The sequence below is a fragment of the Selenomonas bovis DSM 23594 genome (assembly GCF_000381005.1).
GTDB classification, from domain to species: Bacteria; Bacillota; Negativicutes; order Selenomonadales; family Selenomonadaceae; genus Selenomonas_C; species Selenomonas_C bovis.
Genome location: NZ_KB908386.1, coordinates 33,287 through 53,661 on the forward strand (window position 1 = coordinate 33,287; position 20,375 = coordinate 53,661).

22 protein-coding genes are annotated in these 20,375 nt (G+C 62.8%); 10 read left to right on the forward strand and 12 right to left on the reverse strand.

Annotated elements, in window-relative coordinates:
- Nucleotides 1-93 precede the first annotated feature (93 nt).
- The gene (locus F599_RS0105430; protein WP_019542510.1) at nucleotides 94-471 is read right to left on the reverse strand and encodes a DUF488 domain-containing protein; all 378 of its coding nucleotides are present in this window, start codon (nucleotides 469-471) and stop codon (nucleotides 94-96) included.
- A gap of 141 nt (nucleotides 472-612) precedes the next feature.
- A complete protein-coding gene (locus F599_RS0105435) occupies nucleotides 613-1,377 on the reverse strand; it encodes a 5'-methylthioadenosine/S-adenosylhomocysteine nucleosidase (protein WP_019542511.1) in 765 nt (254 codons plus the stop codon).
- Nucleotides 1,378-1,886: 509 nt separating this feature from the next.
- Between F599_RS0105435 and F599_RS0105440 the strand changes: the two genes are divergently transcribed.
- The 4 genes from F599_RS0105440 to F599_RS0105455 are packed head-to-tail and all read left to right on the forward strand — an operon-like array spanning nucleotide 1,887 to nucleotide 4,591.
- Complete coding sequence (locus F599_RS0105440) at nucleotides 1,887-2,093, forward strand: 4Fe-4S binding protein (RefSeq protein ID WP_019542512.1); 207 nt, start codon at nucleotides 1,887-1,889, stop codon at nucleotides 2,091-2,093.
- On the forward strand, nucleotides 2,090-3,229 hold the full coding sequence (locus tag F599_RS0105445) for a 2-oxoacid:acceptor oxidoreductase subunit alpha (protein WP_019542513.1): 1,140 nt from the start codon (nucleotides 2,090-2,092) through the stop codon (nucleotides 3,227-3,229). The genes F599_RS0105440 and F599_RS0105445 overlap by 4 nt, the downstream gene beginning before the upstream one ends.
- 13 nt (nucleotides 3,230-3,242) lie before the next feature.
- A complete protein-coding gene (locus F599_RS0105450; RefSeq protein WP_019542514.1) occupies nucleotides 3,243-4,064 on the forward strand; it encodes a 2-oxoacid:ferredoxin oxidoreductase subunit beta in 822 nt (273 codons plus the stop codon).
- The gene (locus F599_RS0105455) at nucleotides 4,061-4,591 is read left to right on the forward strand and encodes a 2-oxoacid:acceptor oxidoreductase family protein (RefSeq protein ID WP_019542515.1); all 531 of its coding nucleotides are present in this window, start codon (nucleotides 4,061-4,063) and stop codon (nucleotides 4,589-4,591) included. The genes F599_RS0105450 and F599_RS0105455 overlap by 4 nt, the downstream gene beginning before the upstream one ends.
- A gap of 94 nt (nucleotides 4,592-4,685) precedes the next feature.
- Here the strand turns inward: F599_RS0105455 and F599_RS0105460 are convergent, their stop codons facing one another.
- Nucleotides 4,686-4,886: a hypothetical protein gene (locus tag F599_RS0105460; RefSeq protein ID WP_019542516.1), complete on the reverse strand. Its 201-nt coding sequence runs from the start codon at nucleotides 4,884-4,886 to the stop codon at nucleotides 4,686-4,688.
- A 260-nt stretch (nucleotides 4,887-5,146) separates the two neighbouring features.
- Between F599_RS0105460 and F599_RS13675 the strand changes: the two genes are divergently transcribed.
- The gene (locus tag F599_RS13675) at nucleotides 5,147-6,049 is read left to right on the forward strand and encodes a LysR family transcriptional regulator (protein ID WP_071592851.1); all 903 of its coding nucleotides are present in this window, start codon (nucleotides 5,147-5,149) and stop codon (nucleotides 6,047-6,049) included.
- A 464-nt stretch (nucleotides 6,050-6,513) separates the two neighbouring features.
- Here the strand turns inward: F599_RS13675 and F599_RS0105470 are convergent, their stop codons facing one another.
- The 4 genes from F599_RS0105470 to F599_RS0105485 form a co-directional block, all read right to left on the reverse strand.
- On the reverse strand, nucleotides 6,514-7,959 hold the full coding sequence (locus F599_RS0105470; RefSeq protein WP_019542519.1) for a glycoside hydrolase family 32 protein: 1,446 nt from the start codon (nucleotides 7,957-7,959) through the stop codon (nucleotides 6,514-6,516).
- A 196-nt stretch (nucleotides 7,960-8,155) separates the two neighbouring features.
- Nucleotides 8,156-10,006, reverse strand: a complete 1,851-nt coding sequence (locus tag F599_RS0105475) for a glucose PTS transporter subunit IIA (protein WP_019542520.1) — start codon at nucleotides 10,004-10,006, stop codon at nucleotides 8,156-8,158.
- Between the two features lie 215 nt (nucleotides 10,007-10,221).
- Entirely contained in the window at nucleotides 10,222-10,659 is a 438-nt protein-coding gene (locus F599_RS0105480) for a flavodoxin (RefSeq protein WP_019542521.1), read from the reverse strand.
- 46 nt (nucleotides 10,660-10,705) lie between these two features.
- Nucleotides 10,706-11,272 (reverse strand): DUF3793 family protein, encoded by a 567-nt coding sequence (locus F599_RS0105485; protein ID WP_019542522.1) that lies wholly within the window; start codon nucleotides 11,270-11,272, stop codon nucleotides 10,706-10,708.
- A 223-nt stretch (nucleotides 11,273-11,495) separates the two neighbouring features.
- Here F599_RS0105485 and F599_RS0105490 point away from each other — a divergent pair, with 223 nt between their 5' ends.
- The 4 genes from F599_RS0105490 (at nucleotide 11,496) to F599_RS0105505 (ending at nucleotide 14,849) form a co-directional block, all read left to right on the forward strand.
- Nucleotides 11,496-12,545, forward strand: coding sequence for a methionine ABC transporter ATP-binding protein (locus tag F599_RS0105490; RefSeq protein ID WP_019542523.1), 1,050 nt, complete (start codon nucleotides 11,496-11,498; stop codon nucleotides 12,543-12,545).
- Entirely contained in the window at nucleotides 12,538-13,179 is a 642-nt protein-coding gene (locus F599_RS0105495) for a methionine ABC transporter permease (protein WP_020700508.1), read from the forward strand. Before F599_RS0105490 ends, F599_RS0105495 begins: the two co-directional genes overlap by 8 nt.
- Before the next feature lie 23 nt (nucleotides 13,180-13,202).
- Nucleotides 13,203-14,036, forward strand: a complete 834-nt coding sequence (locus F599_RS0105500; protein WP_019542525.1) for a MetQ/NlpA family ABC transporter substrate-binding protein — start codon at nucleotides 13,203-13,205, stop codon at nucleotides 14,034-14,036.
- 477 nt (nucleotides 14,037-14,513) lie between these two features.
- A complete protein-coding gene (locus F599_RS0105505; RefSeq protein WP_019542526.1) occupies nucleotides 14,514-14,849 on the forward strand; it encodes a hypothetical protein in 336 nt (111 codons plus the stop codon).
- 245 nt (nucleotides 14,850-15,094) lie between these two features.
- On the opposite strand, the gene F599_RS0105510 is transcribed toward F599_RS0105505, so the two are convergent.
- From F599_RS0105510 to F599_RS0105530, 5 genes are all read right to left on the reverse strand, one after another.
- The gene (locus F599_RS0105510; RefSeq protein ID WP_019542527.1) at nucleotides 15,095-15,682 is read right to left on the reverse strand and encodes a hypothetical protein; all 588 of its coding nucleotides are present in this window, start codon (nucleotides 15,680-15,682) and stop codon (nucleotides 15,095-15,097) included.
- 208 nt (nucleotides 15,683-15,890) lie between these two features.
- Nucleotides 15,891-16,493: a UbiX family flavin prenyltransferase gene (locus tag F599_RS0105515; protein ID WP_019542528.1), complete on the reverse strand. Its 603-nt coding sequence runs from the start codon at nucleotides 16,491-16,493 to the stop codon at nucleotides 15,891-15,893.
- On the reverse strand, nucleotides 16,490-17,260 hold the full coding sequence (locus F599_RS0105520; protein ID WP_019542529.1) for an HAD family hydrolase: 771 nt from the start codon (nucleotides 17,258-17,260) through the stop codon (nucleotides 16,490-16,492). Before F599_RS0105520 ends, F599_RS0105515 begins: the two co-directional genes overlap by 4 nt.
- Before the next feature lie 55 nt (nucleotides 17,261-17,315).
- Nucleotides 17,316-17,561 (reverse strand): hypothetical protein, encoded by a 246-nt coding sequence (locus tag F599_RS0105525; protein WP_019542530.1) that lies wholly within the window; start codon nucleotides 17,559-17,561, stop codon nucleotides 17,316-17,318.
- A 408-nt stretch (nucleotides 17,562-17,969) separates the two neighbouring features.
- A complete protein-coding gene (locus F599_RS0105530; protein WP_020700509.1) occupies nucleotides 17,970-18,422 on the reverse strand; it encodes an Hsp20/alpha crystallin family protein in 453 nt (150 codons plus the stop codon).
- 490 nt (nucleotides 18,423-18,912) lie between these two features.
- Between F599_RS0105530 and F599_RS0105535 the strand changes: the two genes are divergently transcribed.
- Nucleotides 18,913-20,331: an AsmA family protein gene (locus tag F599_RS0105535; RefSeq protein ID WP_019542532.1), complete on the forward strand. Its 1,419-nt coding sequence runs from the start codon at nucleotides 18,913-18,915 to the stop codon at nucleotides 20,329-20,331.
- The last annotated feature ends 44 nt before the right edge of the window (nucleotides 20,332-20,375 follow it).

The window sequence follows — 20,375 nt, forward strand, 5'->3', positions numbered from 1 at the left end:
CAGGCGACGAACCAGCTCGTCTCCGAGTGAAGCTCCCCCAGAGCTGGCCCCGCGATGCACCCGATGCCAGCGGCGCGCCAACGCGAGGTCGCCTCAGAGCGAGCGCACGCCCATCGCGTGCAGCAGCCAGCGGCGCAGGACGTGGACGTGGTTCTGCTCCGTGTTCTTCGCGGCGTAGAGCAGCGTGACGTTGTCCTCCTCGAGCCAGCGGCGGCATTCCTGCGCGAAGGCGTGGGCCGGCGCGCTGGCCTCGAGCTCGTCGAGGTAGGTGGCCGCGAAGCCCTCGAAGGGGAGTTCTCCCGCGTGGTAGAGCTTCCGCAGCTCCGCGGACGGCGTGATTTCCTTCGGCCAGGCGGCGAGTGCCGCCTGGTCTTTTTTCACACCGCGCGGCCAGAGGCGGTCGACGAGGACGCGCTGGCCGTCGTCCGGAGCGATGTCATCATAGATGCGTTTCATGCGCAGTTCGTACATAGAGGATGCTTCCTTTCTTATTCTGGGCTGCTACTTCCTTCAGCGCTTCTAAAAACTGACAGGCCCTGCGGCAGGCGCGGGCGGTGCCTGGGCCGCGGCTGCGCCTCATGAGATAACACACATTCCCCGCAGGCGTCTTGCTCAGCCGTCCTGCCTGTCAGCCCAGTAGGCGCGCAGGAGACTGAGGACGAAGGCCTGGCAGGCGGGGCCTGTGCCGAGGTCCCACGGATCCTGATTCTTCAGGATGCTGTTGGAGATGATGCGCACGTCGAGGAAGGGCACGCCGAAGGACTGCGCAATCTGCGCGACGGCGTCGCCCTCCATCTCCTCGCAGGCCGTGCCGTAGAAATCGTGCAGGAAGCGCACGCGGTCGACGGCGCAGTTCCAGCTGTCCGAGGTGCCGATGGTGCCGGTCACGACGCGCCCCCGGCGGTAGCTCGCTGCCGCCGCCTGCGCGGCGGCGAGCAGCGCCGCGTCCGCCGCGTGATAGACCTCCTGCGTGAACTTCCCGGCCTGCGCGTCCCAGGCGAAGACGCCGAGCTGCTTGAGCTCCTCCATCGGCGCGCCCGCGCCCGCCGCGCGGTAGCGGGACTGCCAGGCCGACTCGTTGACGGTGCGCGCGCCGAGCACGATGTCGTAGACCGCAAGCGCCGGATCATGCGCGCCTGCCGTGCCCTGGCTGATGATGGCCGCGGGCTGGTAGCGCTCGATAGCGAGCGCCGCGAGCGCCGCCGCGTTCGCCATGCCCCACTGCGTCTCGCTCACGACGACGGGATGGCCGTCCACGAGGCCGCGCACGCAGCGCCAGGGGCCGAACGGCTCCTCCTGCGCCTCCGTCATCTGCTCGATGAGATCGGCGGTCTCCACCTCCATCGCACCTTGGATGACGACGGGCTGTTCCTTCATCGCTGATTCCTCCCTTTCGCAAATGCCCTCCGCGTACTGCACGGCACGGCATGTTTCTTTTTTGATTATACGTTCCAGCTGCATGAGTTGCAAGGTGCGTAGTTGCGTTACATCTGTCTGAAATCAGAAGATTTTTTTTGCTCCTATCGGTAAAAAAATAATTCAGCTATTGATTTTCATTCTCATCTATGCTATATTATATCCAGGCTTTCGTTAGAGGATGTTGTTCCCATCGTCGCACGGGGCAGCGCCCTCGAAGCTCTCCTACTAATATAATACACAGCGAAAAACCAGGCATCTGCTCAATGCCTGGTTTTTCGTCGTTTCGCGCAAGGTCAATCATCGTCAGGCAAACTACACAAGGTTCCTGCCTGTGTGCGATAAATTTACAAAATGACTGGATTTTTATACAGCGTTCTGCTATGATGTAAAAAGTATCGCCCATAAGGTATACAAGATATAAAATTCTTTTATATAACCATTGTGTAGCATTTCTAGGAGGGAATGGTATGAAGTCTGACATCACCATCAAGATGGCCAGATGCAAGGGCTGCGGGATCTGCGTGGCGTTCTGCCCGAAGCAGGTGCTCGCACTCGACGAGCTCGGCAAGGTGCACGTCGTAAAGGGAGATGACTGCATTGCCTGCGGCCAGTGCGAGCTGCGCTGCCCGGACTATGCGATTTTCGTTGATAAAGCAGGGGAGGCGGCAAAATGAGCAAGGCAAGACTGATGCAGGGCAACGAGGCCTGCGCGGAGGGCGCGATTGCCGCGGGCGTGAATTTCTTCGCGGGCTATCCGATCACGCCGTCGACGGAGATTGCCGAGACGATGGCGAAGCTCCTGCCGAAGACGGGCGGCAAGTTCGTGCAGATGGAGGACGAGATCGCGAGCATGGGCGCCATCCTCGGCGCCTCGCTCGCGGGCGCGAAGGCGATGGACGCGACGAGCGGCCCGGGCTTCTCGCTGAAGCAGGAGCTCATCGGCTATGCGGCCTGCGCCGAGATCCCCTGCGTGCTCGTCGATGTGCAGCGCGTCGGCCCCTCGACGGGCCAGCCGACCGCGCCCTCCCAGGCAGATGTGATGCAGGCGCGCTGGGGCACGCACGGCGACCATCCCATCATCGCGCTCGCGCCGTGGAGCGTGCGCGAGACGTATGACGTGACGGTCATGGCCGTGAACTACGCGGAGCGGTTCCGCACGCCGGTCATCCTGCTCATGGACGAGGTCGTCGGCCATCTGCGCGAGAAGGTCGTGCTCCCCGACCATGTGGACGTCTACCCGCGCCGCCAACCGAAGAAGACGCGTGCCGAGGGCTATGAGCCGTTCACGCCGGACGAGGATCTCGTACCGAACGTCGCGGATTTCGGCAAGGGCTACCACATCCATGTGACGGGCCTCATCCATGACGACACGGGCTTCCCCGTCGGCAGCCCGGCCATCACGGAGCAGTCCATCCGCCGCCTCCACGAGAAGATCGACCGCGCAGGCGAAGAGATCATCCACACGGAATGCTCGTTCATGGACGACGCGGAGTACGCCGTCGTCGCGTTCGGCGGCACGGCGCGCACGGCCTACGAGGCAGTGCGGGCGGCGCGCGCGCGCGGCGAGAAGGTCGGCCTCGTGCGCCTCATCACCATCTGGCCGTTCGCGGACAAAGCCATCGCGGCGCTCGCGCAGAAGGTCAAGGGCATCCTCGTCGCGGAGATGAACTACGGCCAGGTCGTCGGCGAGGTGCGCCGCGCGGCCGCGGGCGCCTGCCCCGTCGAGCTCTGCGGCAAGTACAACATGCAGGCGTTCGAGCCGCAGGAAATCGAGACGGCCATCGACCAGTTCATCGCTGGCTTGAAGTAAGGGAGGAATCATCATGGAAAGAAGCTACGAGAAATATTTCCGCCAGAACCGCCTCCCGCACCTCTGGTGCCCCGGCTGCGGCAACGGCATCGCCATGAAGGCCATCGTCGAGGCCATCGAGAAGAAAGGCCTCTCGCAGGACAACACGGTCATCGTCTCCGGCATCGGCTGCTCCTCACGCGCGTCCGGCTACATGGACTTCGACACGCTCCACACGGCGCACGGCCGCGCCATCCCGTTCGCGACGGGCATCAAGCTCGCGAACCCGGAGCTCAACGTCGTCGTCATCACGGGCGACGGCGACTGCACCGCCATCGGCGGCAACCATTTCATCCACGGCTGCCGCAGGAACGTCGACCTCACGGTCGTCCTCTTCAACAACAACATCTACGGCATGACCGGCGGCCAGGCCTCGCCGATGACGCCACTCGGCAAAAAGGCGACGACGGCGCCCTACGGCTCCATCGATCGCCCATTCGACGCCTGCGGCCTCGCCGAGGCTGCAGGTGCGACCTACGTCGCCCGCTCGACCGCATACCACGAGAAGCACCTCGTCGACATGATCGCAGGCGGCTTCGACAACAAGGGATTCTCCTTCATCGAGGCGATGGTCCAGTGCCCGACGGCCTACGGCCGCAAGAACAAGATGGGCAGCCCCGCGAACATGCTGAAATGGATGCGTGACAACGCCGTGATGAAAGCCGCCTGGGACAAGCTCCCCGACGACAAGAAGACCGGCGAGAAATTCCCCATCGGCCTCTTCTACCAGACGACCGCCACGGACTACGACACGGCCTACGATGAGGTCATCGAGAGAGCAGGAGGTGCGAAATGAGAAAGCAGCTTAGATTCTCAGGCTCCGGCGGCCAGGGCGTCATCACCGCCGCCATCATCTTCGCCGAGGCGGCCGTCGCCGAGGGCAAGGAGGCCGTCCAGTCCCAGTCCTACGGCCCGGAGGCGCGCGGCGGCGCGTCGAAGGCCGAGGTCATCATCGACGACGCGCCCATCTACCATCCGCACGTCGAGGTACCGGATCTCGTGCTCGCCATGACGCAGAAGGCCGCGGACAAATACTACAAGGATCTGAACCCCGACGGCCTGCTCGTCCTCGACGAGGAGCTCGTGCCCGAGGTGCCGGACTTCCCGCACGTCGTGCGCGTGCCCATCACGAAGCTCGCCATCGAGGAAGTCGGCCGCCCGCTCTTCGCGAACATCGTCGCGCTCGGCGCGCTCGTCCACCTCACGGGCCTCGTCTCGTTTGACACCATCAAGGCATCCGTCGCCCACCGCGTGCCGCCCCACACTGTCGAGCAGAACATGAAAGCCCTGCAGGTCGGCTGGGACGCCGTCGAAGGGAAATAAAAGAAAGGCTCCAGCCTGCCGCGCATCCATCGCGCGGCAGGCTGGAGCCTTTTTATTCTGTGCGTACCTCCGGCAGGGCGGGCGCGGCTTGATCTCAGCGATCCGTGCCGTCCTGCGCCAGCATAATATCCGGCGTGACCGTCGCATCCTCACCACCATCGGACAGCGCCGTTTCTGCCGCAGCCTCTCTCGCCGCCCCGGTGCGATCCACACGCGCCGAAGCGAGATTTGCCAGCGCGACCACGAGGCAGAGCACCGCGAGCAGCAGGACAGCGATTCCCTTTTTCCTTGTCATGATGCCATCTTCCTTTCCTGTTCTTCGCAGCGCCGCTTTTGTTTACATCCTCATTATGCCACAGGCGCGCCCGCGGGAAAAACGGAGAAATCTGATATATCCATCGGAAAAACCGATGATTAAGGAACCGCTGATCAATTCTGCGCTTCCTTAGAACTGTTGCCCCATGCTACAATGAAAAGGATCACGGCCCAGATGCAGCCGTCATTCCCAAAGAAACACGGAGAAAGCCGCTGCTCCCGAACGAAAGGAATCCTTCTATGACACTCCTTCAAATGCGCTATTTCCTCACGGTCTGCCGCCTGCAGAACATCACGCACGCCGCGGCGGAACTGCATGTCGCGCAATCGACGCTGAGCCAGGCGATGCAGGCGCTCGAGGAAGAGACGGGGCTCAATCTCTTCCTGCGCACGGGACGCCATATCATGATGAGCCAGGACGGGCAGCGCCTCGCGCAGAAGCTCTCCCGCCTGCTCGCGCAGGTCGACGCGGTCGAACGCGAGGTGGAGGACATGGCGCACCGCCACCAGCGGGTGCGCATCGCCATCCCGCAGCAGCAGGCGGCGTTCCTCATGCCGCGCCTCCTGCGCGTGTTCCAGCCCGCCCATCCCGAGATCGTGCTCGACGTCATCGAGCCCTACGGCATCGAGTCGGCGCGCCTCGTGCGCGATGAGAAAGCGGACATCGCCGTCGTGAACTCCGACGAGCAAAGCCTGCCGGAGCTCCGCTACCGCCGCATCGCCTCGCATCCCATCTGCCTCACTGTCTGGGAGGGCCATCCGCTCGCGGCGCGCGGGCACATCTCCCTCGCCGAGGCCGCCCGCATCCCGCTCGCGATGCTCTCCGAGGAGTTCTATGTGACGCGCTGCGCGCTGCGCGCGATGGACGCGCGTGGGCTCTCCCCCGACGTGCGCTATTTCTCCCCGCATCTCTCGACGCTTTACAGCCTCGTGCGCCAGCGGGCGCTGCCCGCCATCCTCTACGAGCGCGCCCTCGCCGAGCTGCCCGGCCTCGTCGCACTGCCCTTCGACGAGGATCTGCGGCTCACGGGCACCATCCTCACGAAGAAAAGCCGCCAGTCCACAAGGGATCAGCGGCTCGTGATACAGTTCATCGCGCAGCAGCTCGCGGCTGCGGGAGACGGGGAGGAAAAGGCTCCCTGAAAGACAAAGCTCCTTGGGGAATGCGTGATATCACGCATTCCCCAAGGAGTTTTCAGCAAGGATCCGCTCATGAATAGAGGGACTGCTCTTTTATCAAAAAAGGAGGAAGACGCATCAGCGCGGGATGCCAGCGACCGCCCCGGACGTGCCGAACGCAAGGGCAGCGGCAGAGGTGTGCGGACTCAGACCATGTTTTCTGGTACGATCCCCCGCCGTACAACACCTCTTCCACCGCTTCGCGGTCCCCCTTCTCCTGAGGAGAAGGCTATTTCACGGCCATTTCGTCGTTCGATGCCTCTTCGAGCGTAACGGGAGGGGCACGACCGTCGCTACGCCATTGATCCGAACACTTCATCGTTCGATTCCTCTTCGAGCGCAGCGAGGCACCTCTTCCCAATGAGAAAGGTATTATTCACAGCCCCAGCGATAAGCGCTACATAGGAACAGATCCCTGAATGGGCCCCTCAATGGAACTGGATGGCGTCGAGCTCCCAGACGCGGCCCGTGACGCTCTCGATGGGCGCATCGGCGGTGACGCTGAGCTCCGGGGCGATGTTCTTTTCCGGGAAAACGTTCCACGTCGCCGTCTCCTCGCCGTGCTCGAAGAAGGCCTCGACGACGGTCTTGTCGACAAAGAGCTGCAAGGAGAGCGTCTGATCCGTGAAGAGCTTGAAGCGGCGCACGCCACGGCCGCCCTTTTTCATGCCGGTGCGGTCAATGGTCATGACCTGCGACGCGCGGTCGTAGGTGAGCGTCGTGCGCTCGAGACCGTAAGCGAGCGTGACCGTGACCGTCTGCGCCGCGCCGAACGTGAGGTCGAGCAGCACCTCCGCGCCGTCGCCGAGCTCCGCGCGCACGCCCGGCGTCTCCTGCGCGTCAATGTCGACGGCGCTCTCCGCGATGCGCAGCGCGCGCAGCTCGCGCGCGGGCTGGGAGAAGAGCTTCCCCTGGCGCAGCGTCAGCACGCGCGGCAGGGTGAGGCTGTGCATCCAGCCCTTTTCCCGCGTCGGATAGGCCGCCTCCTCGTCCGGCATGCCGATCCAGCCGATGAGGATGTGGCGTCCCTCGCAGGAGAAGACCTGCGGCGCGTAGAAGTCGAAGCCCTTGTCGAGCTCCTGGAAGCGCCCGTGCATGAGCTCCATGCTCTCGAGCGAGAGATGGCCCACGAGATAGCCGGACTGGTAGCGGTTTTGGTATTTATACTCCTTCGCCGCGAGGCCCTGCGGGCAGAAGAGCAGCGCGTCGTAGCTGCCGAAGCGCAGGAGATTCGGGCACTCCCACATGTAGCCGAAGTCCTTGTACTTCGTCGCAATCTCGCCGCGGCACGTCCAGCCCCGCTCACCCTCGTCATGGTAGACGAGCACCGTGCCAGTCTCGTCCTCGCGCTGCGCGCCGAGCACGAGGTAGCGCTCGTCGTGGCGGTAGAATACGTAAGGGTCGCGGTAGTGGCCCGTGTAGCCCGCGGGATTCGTCGGCAGGATGATCTCCTCTTTCGCGATCGTCCCGTCGTCCCTCAGCGTGCCGAAGCGCTGCGCGGGCGTGCGCACGCCTGCCGCGTCCTTCGCATTGCAGGTATAGAGCACGCGGACACGCCCGCCCTCGACGAGGCCGCAGCCGGAGTAGCAGCCGTCCTTGTCATGCGCGTCGCTCGGCCACATCGAGAGCTCCGGCACCGTGTAGTGCACGAAGTCGCGTGTCGTCGTGTGCGCCCAGCTCTTGTGCTTGTGCTCGCAGCCCAGCGGGTTCCACTGGTAGAAAATGTGCGTGACGCCGCCCGCGTGGACGAGCCCGTTCGGGTCGTTGATGAGCCCGAACGGCATCTCGAGGTGGAACCGATTGTGCCAGCGGTCAGTGAATGGCAGCGCCGCCTGCACCGCCGCGTCGATGGTCCCCTTGTCGATCGTATCCATACTATGCCCTCCGATATCCTATCTCTGGAAAAGCGCCCCGCCGCACGGTGCCGCGCGGACGCGAGCCGCCCTTCCCTCCGCCTTGCGGGGGAGCTTTCATGAAGAAAGAGGAACCCTCCAAACCGCGCGGGTTCCTCTTCTATTATACGTGATTTCGTCCGTTTCTGTAAGCCATCTCGCGGAATGTGTTCCCTTTTCAGTCCTCCTCCGGACGGAAAAAGAGATACGTCAGCGCGAACGCGACGGCGAAGCCGACGACATTGACGAGGATGTACGCGCCGAGATGGTCGAGATAGAGCAGCGTGCCCGGCAGAACCGTGATGCCCATGCCCGTGCCCGCGAGGTGCAGGAAGCTCGCAAGACCGCCCGCGCAGGCGCCGCCGACGAGCGCGTAGAGGAACGGCTTCATGAGGCGCAGGTTGATACCGAAGATGACCGGCTCCGTGATGCCGAGGAACGCCGGCACGATGGACGAGATGTAGAGGGCGCGCTTTTTCTTGTTCTGCGTACGCGCCGCGACGGCAGCCGCCGCGCCGCCCTGCGCGATGATGGCGCCCGTGATGATGGCGTTGAAGGGATCGACGCCCGTCGACGCGAGCAGCTGCACCTCGAGCGCGTTGAACACATGGTGCACGCCGAACACGACGATGGCCTGCTGCAGGCCGCCGACGACGAAACCGCCGATGCCAAACGGCAGCTGCAGGAACGCGGAGACCGCGCCGAAGATTGCGAGCTCAAGCGTATGCATGATCGGGCCGACGATGAGCAGGCCGAGCAGCATGGAGAGAAAGAGCGTGAGGAACGGCGTCACGATGAGGTCGATGACGTCCGGCACGATGGTCTTGAGCTTCTTCTGCAGCTTCGCGGCGAAGATGCCGAGCACGAGCGCTGGGAGCACCGAGCCCTGATAGCCGACGACGGGCACCTCGATGCCGAAGATGTTCATCGGGATGGGCTGCGCCGTACCGCCCGCGATTGCGTAGGCGTTCGGCAGCTCCGGCGAGACGAGCATGAGGCCGAGCACGATGCCGATGACCGGCGTGCCGCCGAAGCGCTTCGTCGTCGACCAGCAGACGAGCGCCGGCAGGAACGCGAATGCCGTATCCGTGAGAATGCGGCTCATGCGCAGCACGTTCTCGCTGAACTCGAGCCCCAAGCTCTGCGCCGCGCCGCGCAGGCCCATGAAAAGACCGGTCGCGACGAGCACGGGGATGATGGGTACGAAGACGTCGCCGAGCGTGCGCGAAATCTTCTGCACGAGCGACATCTGCGCGTAGGCTTCCTCCTTGTTGCTCACGCCGGAGAAATTCGTCCCCCTGACGAACTCCGCGAACACCTTGTCGACGAAGCCCGTGCCAAGGATGATCTGGTACTGCGCCGCCGCGAAGAACTGCCCCTTCACGCCCTCGATATTCTCGATGGCCTTCTCATCGATCTTGCTCTTGTCATTCACGATGAGGCGCAGACGCGTCGCGCAGTGCTCGGCGTTGCGGACATTCTCCATGCCGCCGACGTACTTCTCGATGAGCTTCGCCACGCGCTGCTCGTCGGGCAGGTCGTCAAAGGAATGATCCTCCGCGTCCGCCGCCGCGGCTGCTCCGCCAGCCGCGGCCTTTGACGTGATGCTCTGCCCGCCATACTCCACCGTGATGTCGCCGAACTCCGCGGCGTTCGTCACGACGACCGGCGTCGTCGTATCGTATCCGGCCTCGCGGATGGCCGCGGGATCGAACGTCAGGAGCACCTGCCCCTTCTTCACCTTGTCGCCCTGCGCGGCCTGCGCTGTGAAATGCTCCCCGTTGAGCTTCACCGTATCCATGCCGACATGGATGAGCACCTCGACGCCATCCGCAGATTTCAGACCGATGGCATGCTTCGTCTCGAAGAATACTGTGATTTCGCCGTCGAACGGCGCGACAACCTTGCCCTGCGGGTTCCTCACCGCGGCGCCGCGTCCCATCGCCCCGGTGCTAAAGACCATATCCTTGACCGCGCTGAGCGGAATCAGCTCGCCCTCGAGCGGGCTTGTCAGCCGAATGTCTCTCATCTCGCTACCTCCATCTTGCTTGTTCAGAAACCGCTTTTTCTCTCAGCGGCTCCTCCACTCCATGTATGAATCCCCTATGAATGTGGTATCAGTTCCACACTCATATCTTAGCAACTCCGTCGCGTTTTGTCAATATCCGTCAGAGAAAATCCTGCGCGCAAAAATGCTGCACGCGCCAACAAATGCGCGTGCAGCATCGCATCTATATGCCTTCCTTATTTCCCGCAGGCCTCGGCAAACGACTTGCCGAGCGCCTCGCAGGCCTTGAGATCCTCATCCGTCGGCCCGTTCTCGACGATGAGGCCGTCAGAAAAGAGCTTCGCGCCCGCCTCGCGCGTGCGCTCCGCCCACGCCTCCATCCAGGCGCCGCCGCCCCAGCCGTAGGAGCCGAAAAGCGCGACGGGAACGCCCGCGAGCTTTTTCTCCGCCAACGCGAAGAACGGCTCAAAGCTGGACTCCTCGAGCACCTCATCGCCCATCGCCGGACAGCCGAAGAAGAAGCCGTCATAGCTCCCCATCTCCTCCGGCGAGAACTGCTCCACCTCGAAGAGCTGCGCCTCCGCGCCCGCCTGGCGCGTGCCTGCCTGAATGGCCTTCGCCATCTCCTCCGTGTTGCCCGTACCCGACCAATAAACGATCGCTGTCTTGCCCATAAGAGCCTCCTTCCCGCGACGCCAGCGCGCCGCACACCCGCGGCCTTCAGACCGCGACAACCAGATCCTCGAACCGCTGTCCTGCCATGAGCTTGACGCAGAACTCCTCGGTGCACGCGGCGTAGCGCGCGAAGAGAGCGCGTGCCTCCGCCTCGTCGCCGTAAACCTTCCAATAACCGCTCAGCGCGAACCGCTGCCCGCGATGCTCGATGAACCCCGCCACATCGCCCGGCGGATAGCCGAGGAAAAGACCGATCTCGTGCGGGAACGTCTTCTGCCTCTCGATGCGCCGCGCGAGCTCCTCGAGCAGCGCGCCAAGCGGCGCCGCGCCATCGTAGCCGCAGCGCTCGAGCAATGCGCGCGCCTGCGGCTGCTTGAGAAACCGCGCGAGCGCGCGCGCCCGGTAGAAAAGCAAGAGCACATATACCTCGCCCTCCGCGAGCCGGCGGACCGTAATGCCCTTGCAGCGAAAGCAGGGCGCGTACGACGCGAGCAGCGCGTCGAAGTCCTCGAACCGATCCTTCCGGAACGAGAGCAGCACCGCCGGCTTCACGCCAACAAGCAGCGGCGCCCCATGAAACCCGAGCAGATGCTCGAACGCCTGTTTCCCCATGCCATCCACTCCCTTCGCTTGTATTATAATGCAAACGATTCTCATTTACAACATGGAGCGGCAAAATTTTTTTGCAAGGCGCCCGCCCTTCGTCCGTCTATGATATAATACCTCTGTAATTCTTTTCTTGCCGTGCCGGATGCGCTTGACATCCTCGGCACGCTATGCTATCATTCAAAACATATCACGATGGTATGTTTATAAACGAAGGAAGTGAGCCCTATTGATCAAGCTCTCTCATATCGTCAAGACGTACGACAGTCCCGCGGGCCCCGTGCACGCGCTCAAGGACATCAGCCTGGAGGTCGCGCGCGGTGAGATCTTCGGCATCATCGGCCTCTCCGGCGCGGGCAAATCGACGCTGATCCGCTGCATCAACATGCTCGAGCGGCCGACGAGCGGCACGGTCGAGGTCGACGGACGCGACCTCACGGCCATGAACAACCGCGAGCTGCGCGCCGTGCGCAAAAAGATCGGCATGATCTTCCAGCATTTCAACCTGCTGAGCTCCGCCACCGTCTACGACAACGTCGCGTTCCCGCTGCGCCTCGCAGGCACGGCGGAGGACACCATCCGCGCGAAGGTCACAGATCTCCTCGGCCTCGTCGGTCTCGCGGACAAGGCGCACCAGTACCCCTCGCAGCTCTCCGGCGGCCAGAAACAGCGCGTCGGCATCGCGCGCGCGCTCGCGAGCGACCCGAGCGTGCTGCTCTGCGACGAAGCGACGAGCGCGCTCGACCCGCAGACAACGAAGGCCATCCTGCGCCTCATCGCCGACATCAACAAGAAGCTCGGCCTCACGGTCGTCGTCATCACGCATGAAATGCAGGTCATCAAGGACATCTGCGACAAAGTCGCCGTCATCGACAAGGGCGTCATCGCCGAACAGGGCACGGTATTCGACATCTTCACGGAGCCGCAGCAGCCCATCACGAGGGAATTCATCAGCGTGCTGCTCTCGAACGACCTGCCCGCCGCGTTCCGCGGCAGCGCCGTCACGCAGGAAAAGACGCCCGGCAGCCTGCTGCTGCTGCGGCTCACATTCCTCGGGGAGAGCGCCGACGATCCGGTGCTCGCGGGCATGATCCGCAAGTTCCCCGACGTCGAGACGACGATGCTCTTCGGCACGCTCGACCAGATCAAGGAGATGCCGTTCGGCCGCATGATCGTCGGCCTCACGGGCCCGGACGAGAGCGTCACGGCCGCGCTCGCCTATCTAAAGGAAAAGGATCTCAAGGAGGAGGTGATCGGCTATGCAAAGCGCCATGATTGACCTGCTCATGAAGGCCCTCGGCGAGACCGTCTACATGGTCGCCGTCTCGATGGCCGTCGCGACGGCCATCGGCGTGCCGCTCGGCGTGCTGCTCTCCACGACGGGCAAGGGCGGCATCCTCGAGGCGCGCGTGTTCAACAAGACGCTCGGCGCCATCGTCAACGCCATCCGCTCCATCCCGTTCATCATCCTCATGGTCGCCATCATCCCGCTCACGCGGCTTCTCGTCGGCACGGCCATCGGCACGACAGCGGCCATGGTGCCGCTCATCATCGCCGCCGTCCCCTTCATCGGACGTCAGGTTGAGACGAGCCTCACGGAGGTGCCCTACGGCCTCGTCGAGGCCGCGCTCTCCATGGGCGCGACGCCGCTGCAGATCATCCGCCGCGTGCTGTTGCCGGAGGCCATGCCGAGCATCGTCGCCCAGCTCACGACCGTCATCATCAGCCTCGTCGGCGAGTCGGCCATGGCCGGCGCCATCGGCGGCGGCGGCCTCGGCGACCTCGCCATCCGCTACGGCTACCAGCGGTTCCGTCCCGACGTCATGATTGCGACCGTCGTCATCCTCATCATCCTCGTCCAGCTCGTCCAATTCGCCGGCAACCTGCTCGCGAAACGGCTGAATAAAAAATAAAGGTTATATAAGGAGGCATTTTCATGAAAAAAGTATTTGCTCTCATCGCAGCGCTCGCTTTCTCCGCCCTCGCCCTCGCGGGCTGCGGCAGCCAGCAGAGCGCATCCTCAGGCGCCAGCTCCGCCGCGTCCGGCGCGAAAACGCTGAAGGTCGGCGCGACCGCCGTGCCGCACGCCGAGATTCTCGAGGCTGCGAAGCCGCTCCTCGAGAAGGAAGGCATCACCCTCGAGATCGTCGAGTTCAACGACTATGTCCAGCCGAACCTCGCGCTCAACGACAAGGAGCTCGACGCGAACTTCTTCCAGCATGAGCCGTACCTCAAGAACTTCATGGACGAGCACAAGGAAGTCAAGCTCAAGAACGCCGCGGGCATCCACATCGAGCCGATGGGCGTCTACTCCAGGAAGATCAAGAAGCTCGATGAGCTCAAGGACGGCGCGACGATTGCCATCCCGAACGACCCGACGAACGGCGGCCGTTCCCTCCTGCTCCTCGAGAAAGCCGGCATCATCAAGCTCAAGGAGGGCGTCGGTGAAAAGGCCACGGTAGGCGACATCGCGGAGAACAAGAAGAACATCAAGTTCCAGGAAGTCGAAGCCGCTCAGGTGCCGCGCACGCTCGACGACGTCGACGCGGCCGTCATCAACTCCAACTTCGCCATGCAGGTGAACCTCGATCCGACGAAGGACGCGATGTTCATCGAGGACAGCACGAGCCCCTACGTCAACATCATCGCCGTGCGCGAAGGTGACGAGAACCGCCCGGAGATCCAGGCGCTCATCAAAGTCCTCCACAGCGATGAAATCAAGCAGTTCATCACAGAAAAATACAAAGGCGCCGTCGTCCCGGCTTTCTGAGCCGCCGACAGCGCAGCCATATGAAAAGCTCCGCCCTTCCCTGCGAGGAAGCGGCGGAGCTTTTCTATATGGAGCGTTTTGAGGAGATCGCACCGCAGTTTGCACACGTCAGGCGTATCCGATCTCTGGCATCAAATGCTTTGTATACGTATACGATGAGACTCTTGACACAAGTTACTTTTATCTAGGCCCTAAAAACTTAGGGGTTCGTTGTAAAATGAAGTTGAACAGTTCATCAAAAACAAAAATACATAGCAACGTCCTATGTTAAAATGGTTTTGAAAATAAACGAGAAACCGTGCAGACGCGCGAAGACGAAGCGACGAATGAATCAGTGTTTCTTTTGCTCTCTGATGAGCCTAATGATGCACGGGCAGTCAGAAAAGAAATCACTTGGTGCAACAACTCCTGCCCGCGATGCCCTTCCAAATGCTATCCGCTGCTGATATAATGGAAACAGCAAAGGAGGAACTTGCGATGAGCTCACCGGCGATCAAGGAGGCGATGACGGCCTCGGAGTGCTATGTCATGAATGACAAGTCCTATCAGGAATATCTCGCCCGAGAGTCCGCCATCCTCGACTATAACAACGACGTCCTCGGCAATCGACGCCTCGGAAGAGAAGAGGGGCGCGCGGAGGGGCGCGCGGAGGGGCGCGCACAAGGACGCGCGGAAGGACGTACCGAGGGGCTCGATGCATTTGCGGCCTTGAGCCGCAGCCTGCTTGCGAAGAAGCGGTACGACGATCTTGCGCGCGCTTCCTCAGACGCGGCCTATCGGCAGAAACTCCTCACGGAACTGGGCATTGAATGAAGCGAATACAACGGGGCTGTTGCATCAGTGAAAATTCACTCTTGCAACAGCCCCGTTTTTGATGAAGTGCAGATGAAGAAACCGCTGATCAAATGAGGCATTCCGGATTTGCGCGGATGCGCTGTATCTCTCCAGGAAAAACCAGAAGCACAGCGGCAAAACGCTCCAACGCGTTCTCACTGCGGATTGCAGGGGCGGTGAGAGACAACGCCCCTGCGTCATGGGTTCTCCGCCGGAGCAGCCGCTCAGCGGTAGAAATGCTGCGGATACTCGTAATACGAGCGCAGGCGGATCTTGATGATCTTGCCCTCGCGCACGTCAAAGCTCAGCTCGTGGCCGATCTCGCTGCCGTAGCCGTAGTAGAAATACGTCGTCGTATAGCCGTTGTCCTTCGCGGCCGTCGTGAGCTTCGTCGGCATGCCGTATTTCTGCGTGAGGATGCTGTCGCTCATGCCGACCTCGATGCCGGCGGGCGTCGCGATACCGTTCGGCGCGATGGTCGAGACTTCGCTCACGCCGTAGTCCTGGCCCGTGTAGCCGCCCTGATGGAACCGCACGCCGAACGTGTCGCCGTAGGTATAGGTGAGCCACGCGCCATGACCGCTGACGCTCGTCGCCGCCTTCCAGAGCGCGACGACCTGGCTGGGAGAATCATGGATGTGCACGCGCCCGAGCGCGACCTGCACGGGCGCGAGCGTCCCGACGATGCAGGGTGCTGTCGCCGTCTGCGGCGTCACCCATGGCACGATGTCCTCCGGCGTCGCCGCGGAGACACTCGAAAGGCCCAGCGCAGACGCAGCCAGCGCAACGGCCAGAATCTTCTTCCATTTCATAAGCCCACTCCCTTTGTCTGAAGCCCGCAGACACGCGGACCGGTTCGTCCTTACGGAAGCGCCGCTGCCCGCAGCGCTCCTTTCCCATGTTCTTTTATTCGCTTTTTCTGCGGAAATTCCTGCCACAATACCAAAACAGCCCAGCCACCAGGTACATTTCCCGGCGACTGGGCCTTTTCTCTATGCGCGCTGGCATGCAGCGCCTATCTCAGTGCATCATGTCCTGCCGTCCGCTGCCCTGCCAGGTGACAAAGGGCGCGTAGTCGATGCCGAAGAAGCGCAGGGCCTTGCCGAGGATCTGATCGACCTGCTGCTCGACGGTCGTCGCGCCGCTGTAAAAGGAGAGCATCGGCGGCACGATGGTCATGCCGAGATCCGCGGCCTCCTTGAGGTTACGCAGGTGGAGGCGCGAGAGCGGCGTCTCGCGCGGCACGAGGACGAGCGGACGGCCCTCCTTGAGGCAGACATCGCCCGCGCGCAGCAGGAGGTTGTCGCTGTAGCCCGTGACGAGGCCTGCGAGCGTCTTCATGCTGCAAGGAAGGACGAGCATGCCGAGCGTCTCGTAGGTGCCGCTCGCGATGGGCGCGGCGAGATCATGGCTGTCGTAGCAGACGTCAGCGAGTGCCTCGACCTCCGCGCGCGTGAGCGCCGTCTCCGCGCGGAAGTTTTCCCAAGCTCCATCCGTCGCGACGAGCTGCGTCTCGATCTCCGGCCGTCCCCGCAGGGCGCGCAGCAGGCGCGCCGCCATGATGACGCCGCTCGCGCCGCTGATGCCAATGATGAGGCGGCGGGGCTGCCCGTCCCGCGTCATGCGAGGTTCTCCAGCAACATATCGCCCACGGTCGGATAGACGGCGCGCGCCGCCTGCTTCATGAAGTCCGCCGCCGTCTCGACGGTATAGCCGTGATACCGCTCGATGGCGGGGAGGTCGTTCTTGTCATCGCCGATGACGAAGAGATCCTCCGGCGCGACCTGCCAGCCCGTGACAGCGAGCAGGCGCGCGATGCCTGCCGCCTTGTCCGCGCCCTCCAGATTGAGGTCGAGATAGTTGCGGTTGATATTGCCCACGAGCTGCGGGAACGCATCATGCACGGCGCGTGCGACCGCCTCCGCGGCCTCCGTCGTCTCGCACCGCATGCTGAGCTGCACGACGCCCGGCATGGCCTTCGCCTCCGCGAGCGTCACCTCCGGCATTACACCGATGCCGAGCTCGACATCGGGATTCGGCCGCAGGCTGAACGTCTCGCGCTCCGTGATGATGAGCAGGGGATCGCTCCCCTCCGCGAACTGCGGCAGAGAGAGCACGCCCCTGAGCACATCCTGCGGATAGACGAGACTCGCGAGGATCTCCCCCTTGCCATCGACGATGACCGCGCCGTTGTTGCAGATGAGGAAATCCGGCGCCAGCGTCTCGTACTTTTCCAGTTCGAGCCCGATCAGCCCGATGCCGCGCCCCGTATTGATGCCGAACTTATGCCCGGCGGCCTGCCATTTCCTGACCGCGGCGAGATTCTCCTCCGGCACGACCGCTCGGACGGGACAGAACGTCCCGTCAAAATCTGTTGCTGCAAGTTTCATAAAAACCCTACATCCTCTCCAATTCCCTGACGGCGCCCCCATCGCCGTCACGATCTCAGCCGACGACGCTGTGTTCCGCGACGGCGCGCGCGTCGAGCAGCGCCTGCTGATAGCCCGCCTCATAACCTTCCGCCGCGCGGCTCTCCGCGTAGTCGCGCAGGAGCGTCATCATGTCGCTGAGCGGCTCCTCCGTCCAGTCGCTCAGCGCGAAGAGCTCGCCGAGCTTGTTGATGCACGCGAGCTCCTTGCCCTGCGTTTCCTTCGAAATCCCGATGCCTGCCTCTGCTGCTTTTCGATCCATTCCGCTCATCCCTCCGTACAGAATCCATGCATTCCCCGCGCGCCAACGGCCTGGCCGCGCACGAAGCCAGCGGCGCGCAGTCTCTCATCCGAAGCGCCGCCGCCAGCGTTCAATGATACGAGTATAGCACAAGAAATTTTTGAAAAACAGTCTTGAAATTTCTCCATCGCCGTTTGTTGCCGACGAACGCTCAGAGACAAACGCCCGCGGGCACACAAAGCTACATGCACAAACATCCACTGCGTGGACATTGTGCATCGCCCTTACAGTAGCTCCAGCCAATCACCCTGCGCCTGCGGCTTGCGCTCTTGGGGATTTAGCTAGCAAAAGGGCGGCCGCATCTCCTGCGGCCGCCCTCCCGGTGCGCCGAACCCCGCTCAGCAGCGTCCTGCTGCTGCCGCACAGGTATCACGCAGCACCGCCGGTGATCTGGATTGTATGTCCCTGCGCCTCCGCCGCCGCTGTCTTCGGCAGATGCACGGAGAGGATGCCATCCTGGTACGACGCCGTCGCCTTGCTCTCATCGATGTTATCGATGTAGAAGCTGCGGCTCATACTGCTCGTGCTGCGCTCGCGGCGGACGTAATTGCCCGCCGCATCCTTTTCATCATTGCTCTGCTCGTTCTTCGCGGCAATGGTCAGATAGTTATCGCGATAATTCAGGGAGATATCCTCTTTCTTCATGCCCGGCAGCTCCGCCGTGAGATCGTAGCTCTCGCCATTATCCTTGACGTCGACCTTGAATTCCGGCGCGCGGAAGCCCTGCATGAACGGCTCATCGAAGACATTCATCAGACGGTCGAAGACATTCTCATCATTGCTCACGCTGCTATCCGAAACAAATGGAACCAAACCAAACATCATCAAGATCCCCTTTCTATGTCTGCCGGCTCTGAGCGCCGGCGAAAGAAGCTACTGCCCATCGGCAGCGGCTTTCTTGTTTGCCATGTGTCAGGCTCCGGGGAAGCTCCTCGCGGACCCTTTCCTCGCTCCCTCATCCTCCTGACAATCTTTATACTACGCCTAATTAGTCAAAAAGTCAATAGGTCAAAAAGAAAAAATATTTCCCCCGACTGTGCCTCAGGACATGATACATATCCCCCCCAAGAAACGAGGTGCCCTGAATTTGCGTGGATGCGCTGTATCTCTCTAGGAAACAAACCGCAGGCGTAGCGGCAAAAGGCTCCATCGCGTTTTGTACTGAGGATTGTCGAGGGCGAGAGGACAGTGCAGACGCGTGAGGACGGAGTGCTGAGTGAATCAGTGGTTCCTAAAATAAAATAGCATAAGCCTCCCCCGTCTTGTATAATGAAAAGCAACGAAACATCAGATCATCCAGGGAGGGAATCGCATGCGCATCCGGAAGCATCACGTGCTCGGCACGCTGGCCGCGCTCGCGCTCATCGTCCTGCTCGCGCTCGAGGCGCTGAGCTACGGCGCGGCGACCATCTTCAACGAGGTCGCCGCGCATCAGGACATGCTGCGCGGCAGCGTGCGCGTTGAGAAGCTCTTCGCGCACATCAACGGGCACGTGCGCTTCGAGGGGCTCGTCTGGTCGGACGAGGCGGGCAACCCCGTGCTCATCGTGCCGGAGGGGAGCTTCTACGTCAAGCCCCTCGACGTGCTCTCAGGCCGCCTCTCCTCGCGCTCCATCACGCGCCTCGAGCTCACGGACGCGGCGATCTCCCTGCGCATCCGCAAGGACGATACGGGACGGCCGCGGCTCGACTTCGTCACGCCGTCCGCCGAGTTCTTCGCCCTCATGGCAAAGGACGCGCCGCGCAGGAAGCGCAAGGGGCCGCCGCTCTCGCCCGAGGAACGCAAGGCACGCGCGGAAAGGGCGCGCGAGGCGCGCGAGGCGCAGCTCACGGCCCAGATCGCGAACTTCAACCGCGAGGGACGCCGCCTCGACCTCGATCTCGTGCTGAAGCACTGCAAGGTCGAGGTACTCTACGAGAAGCGCCACTACCTGCTCGGCGGCGCGCAGCTCACGGCCGCCCTCCACTCCGAGGGCGTGTCGCAGATCGATTTCTCGACGGGCGGCTTCGGCGGCACGATGGTTGGGCGCGGCATCTCGCTCAAAGGCACCATTGACGCGCGTCAGGAGCCCGTGCCCGAGATCAGCCTCGCGCTGCTCGCGAGCGAGGTCGATCCCTCCTCGCTCGGCTTCGGCATGAACATCCACGACAAGATGACGCTCACGGCGCATTTCACCGGCCCCGTCACGCATCCAGACGGCACGGGCACCGTGAGCCTGCCGGAGCTCAACCTGCCGGGCCTCTCGTTCACGAACGTCGAGGGGCGCGTCACCTACCAGGGCGCGCGGCTCGACTTTACGGACGTCACGGCAAGCGTCTACGGCGGCAGCTTCGCCGCGCGCGGCACCTACGACCTCGACGCGCGCACGTACCACCTCGAGGGCCACGGCGAGAATCTCTCCGCCGCGCAGGCGCTGCCCGGCAAGCATCTCAAGTGCCTCGTCGCGCTCGACATCGCCATCGACTCGGCGGGCAGCGCGCGAGAGACGGTGACGAGCGGCAGCTTCGTCTCGGGGCCGGGCCGCTACCACCTCATCGTATTCGACAAGCTCTCCGGCCGCTTCACCGACCGCTACCACGACCTGCAGTTCTACGACGCCGACATCGAGATGGCCGGCGGGCATATCAAGACGGACACGTTCCGCATCAAGGACAAGAAGCTCACGCTCGCGCCCATCGAGGTCTACGACGCGGACGGCCGCCTGCTCATGACGTATGACAAAGACGACTGAGCGGGCGCGCCGCCCCGGGCACCCTCCTTCCCCGGCACACAAAG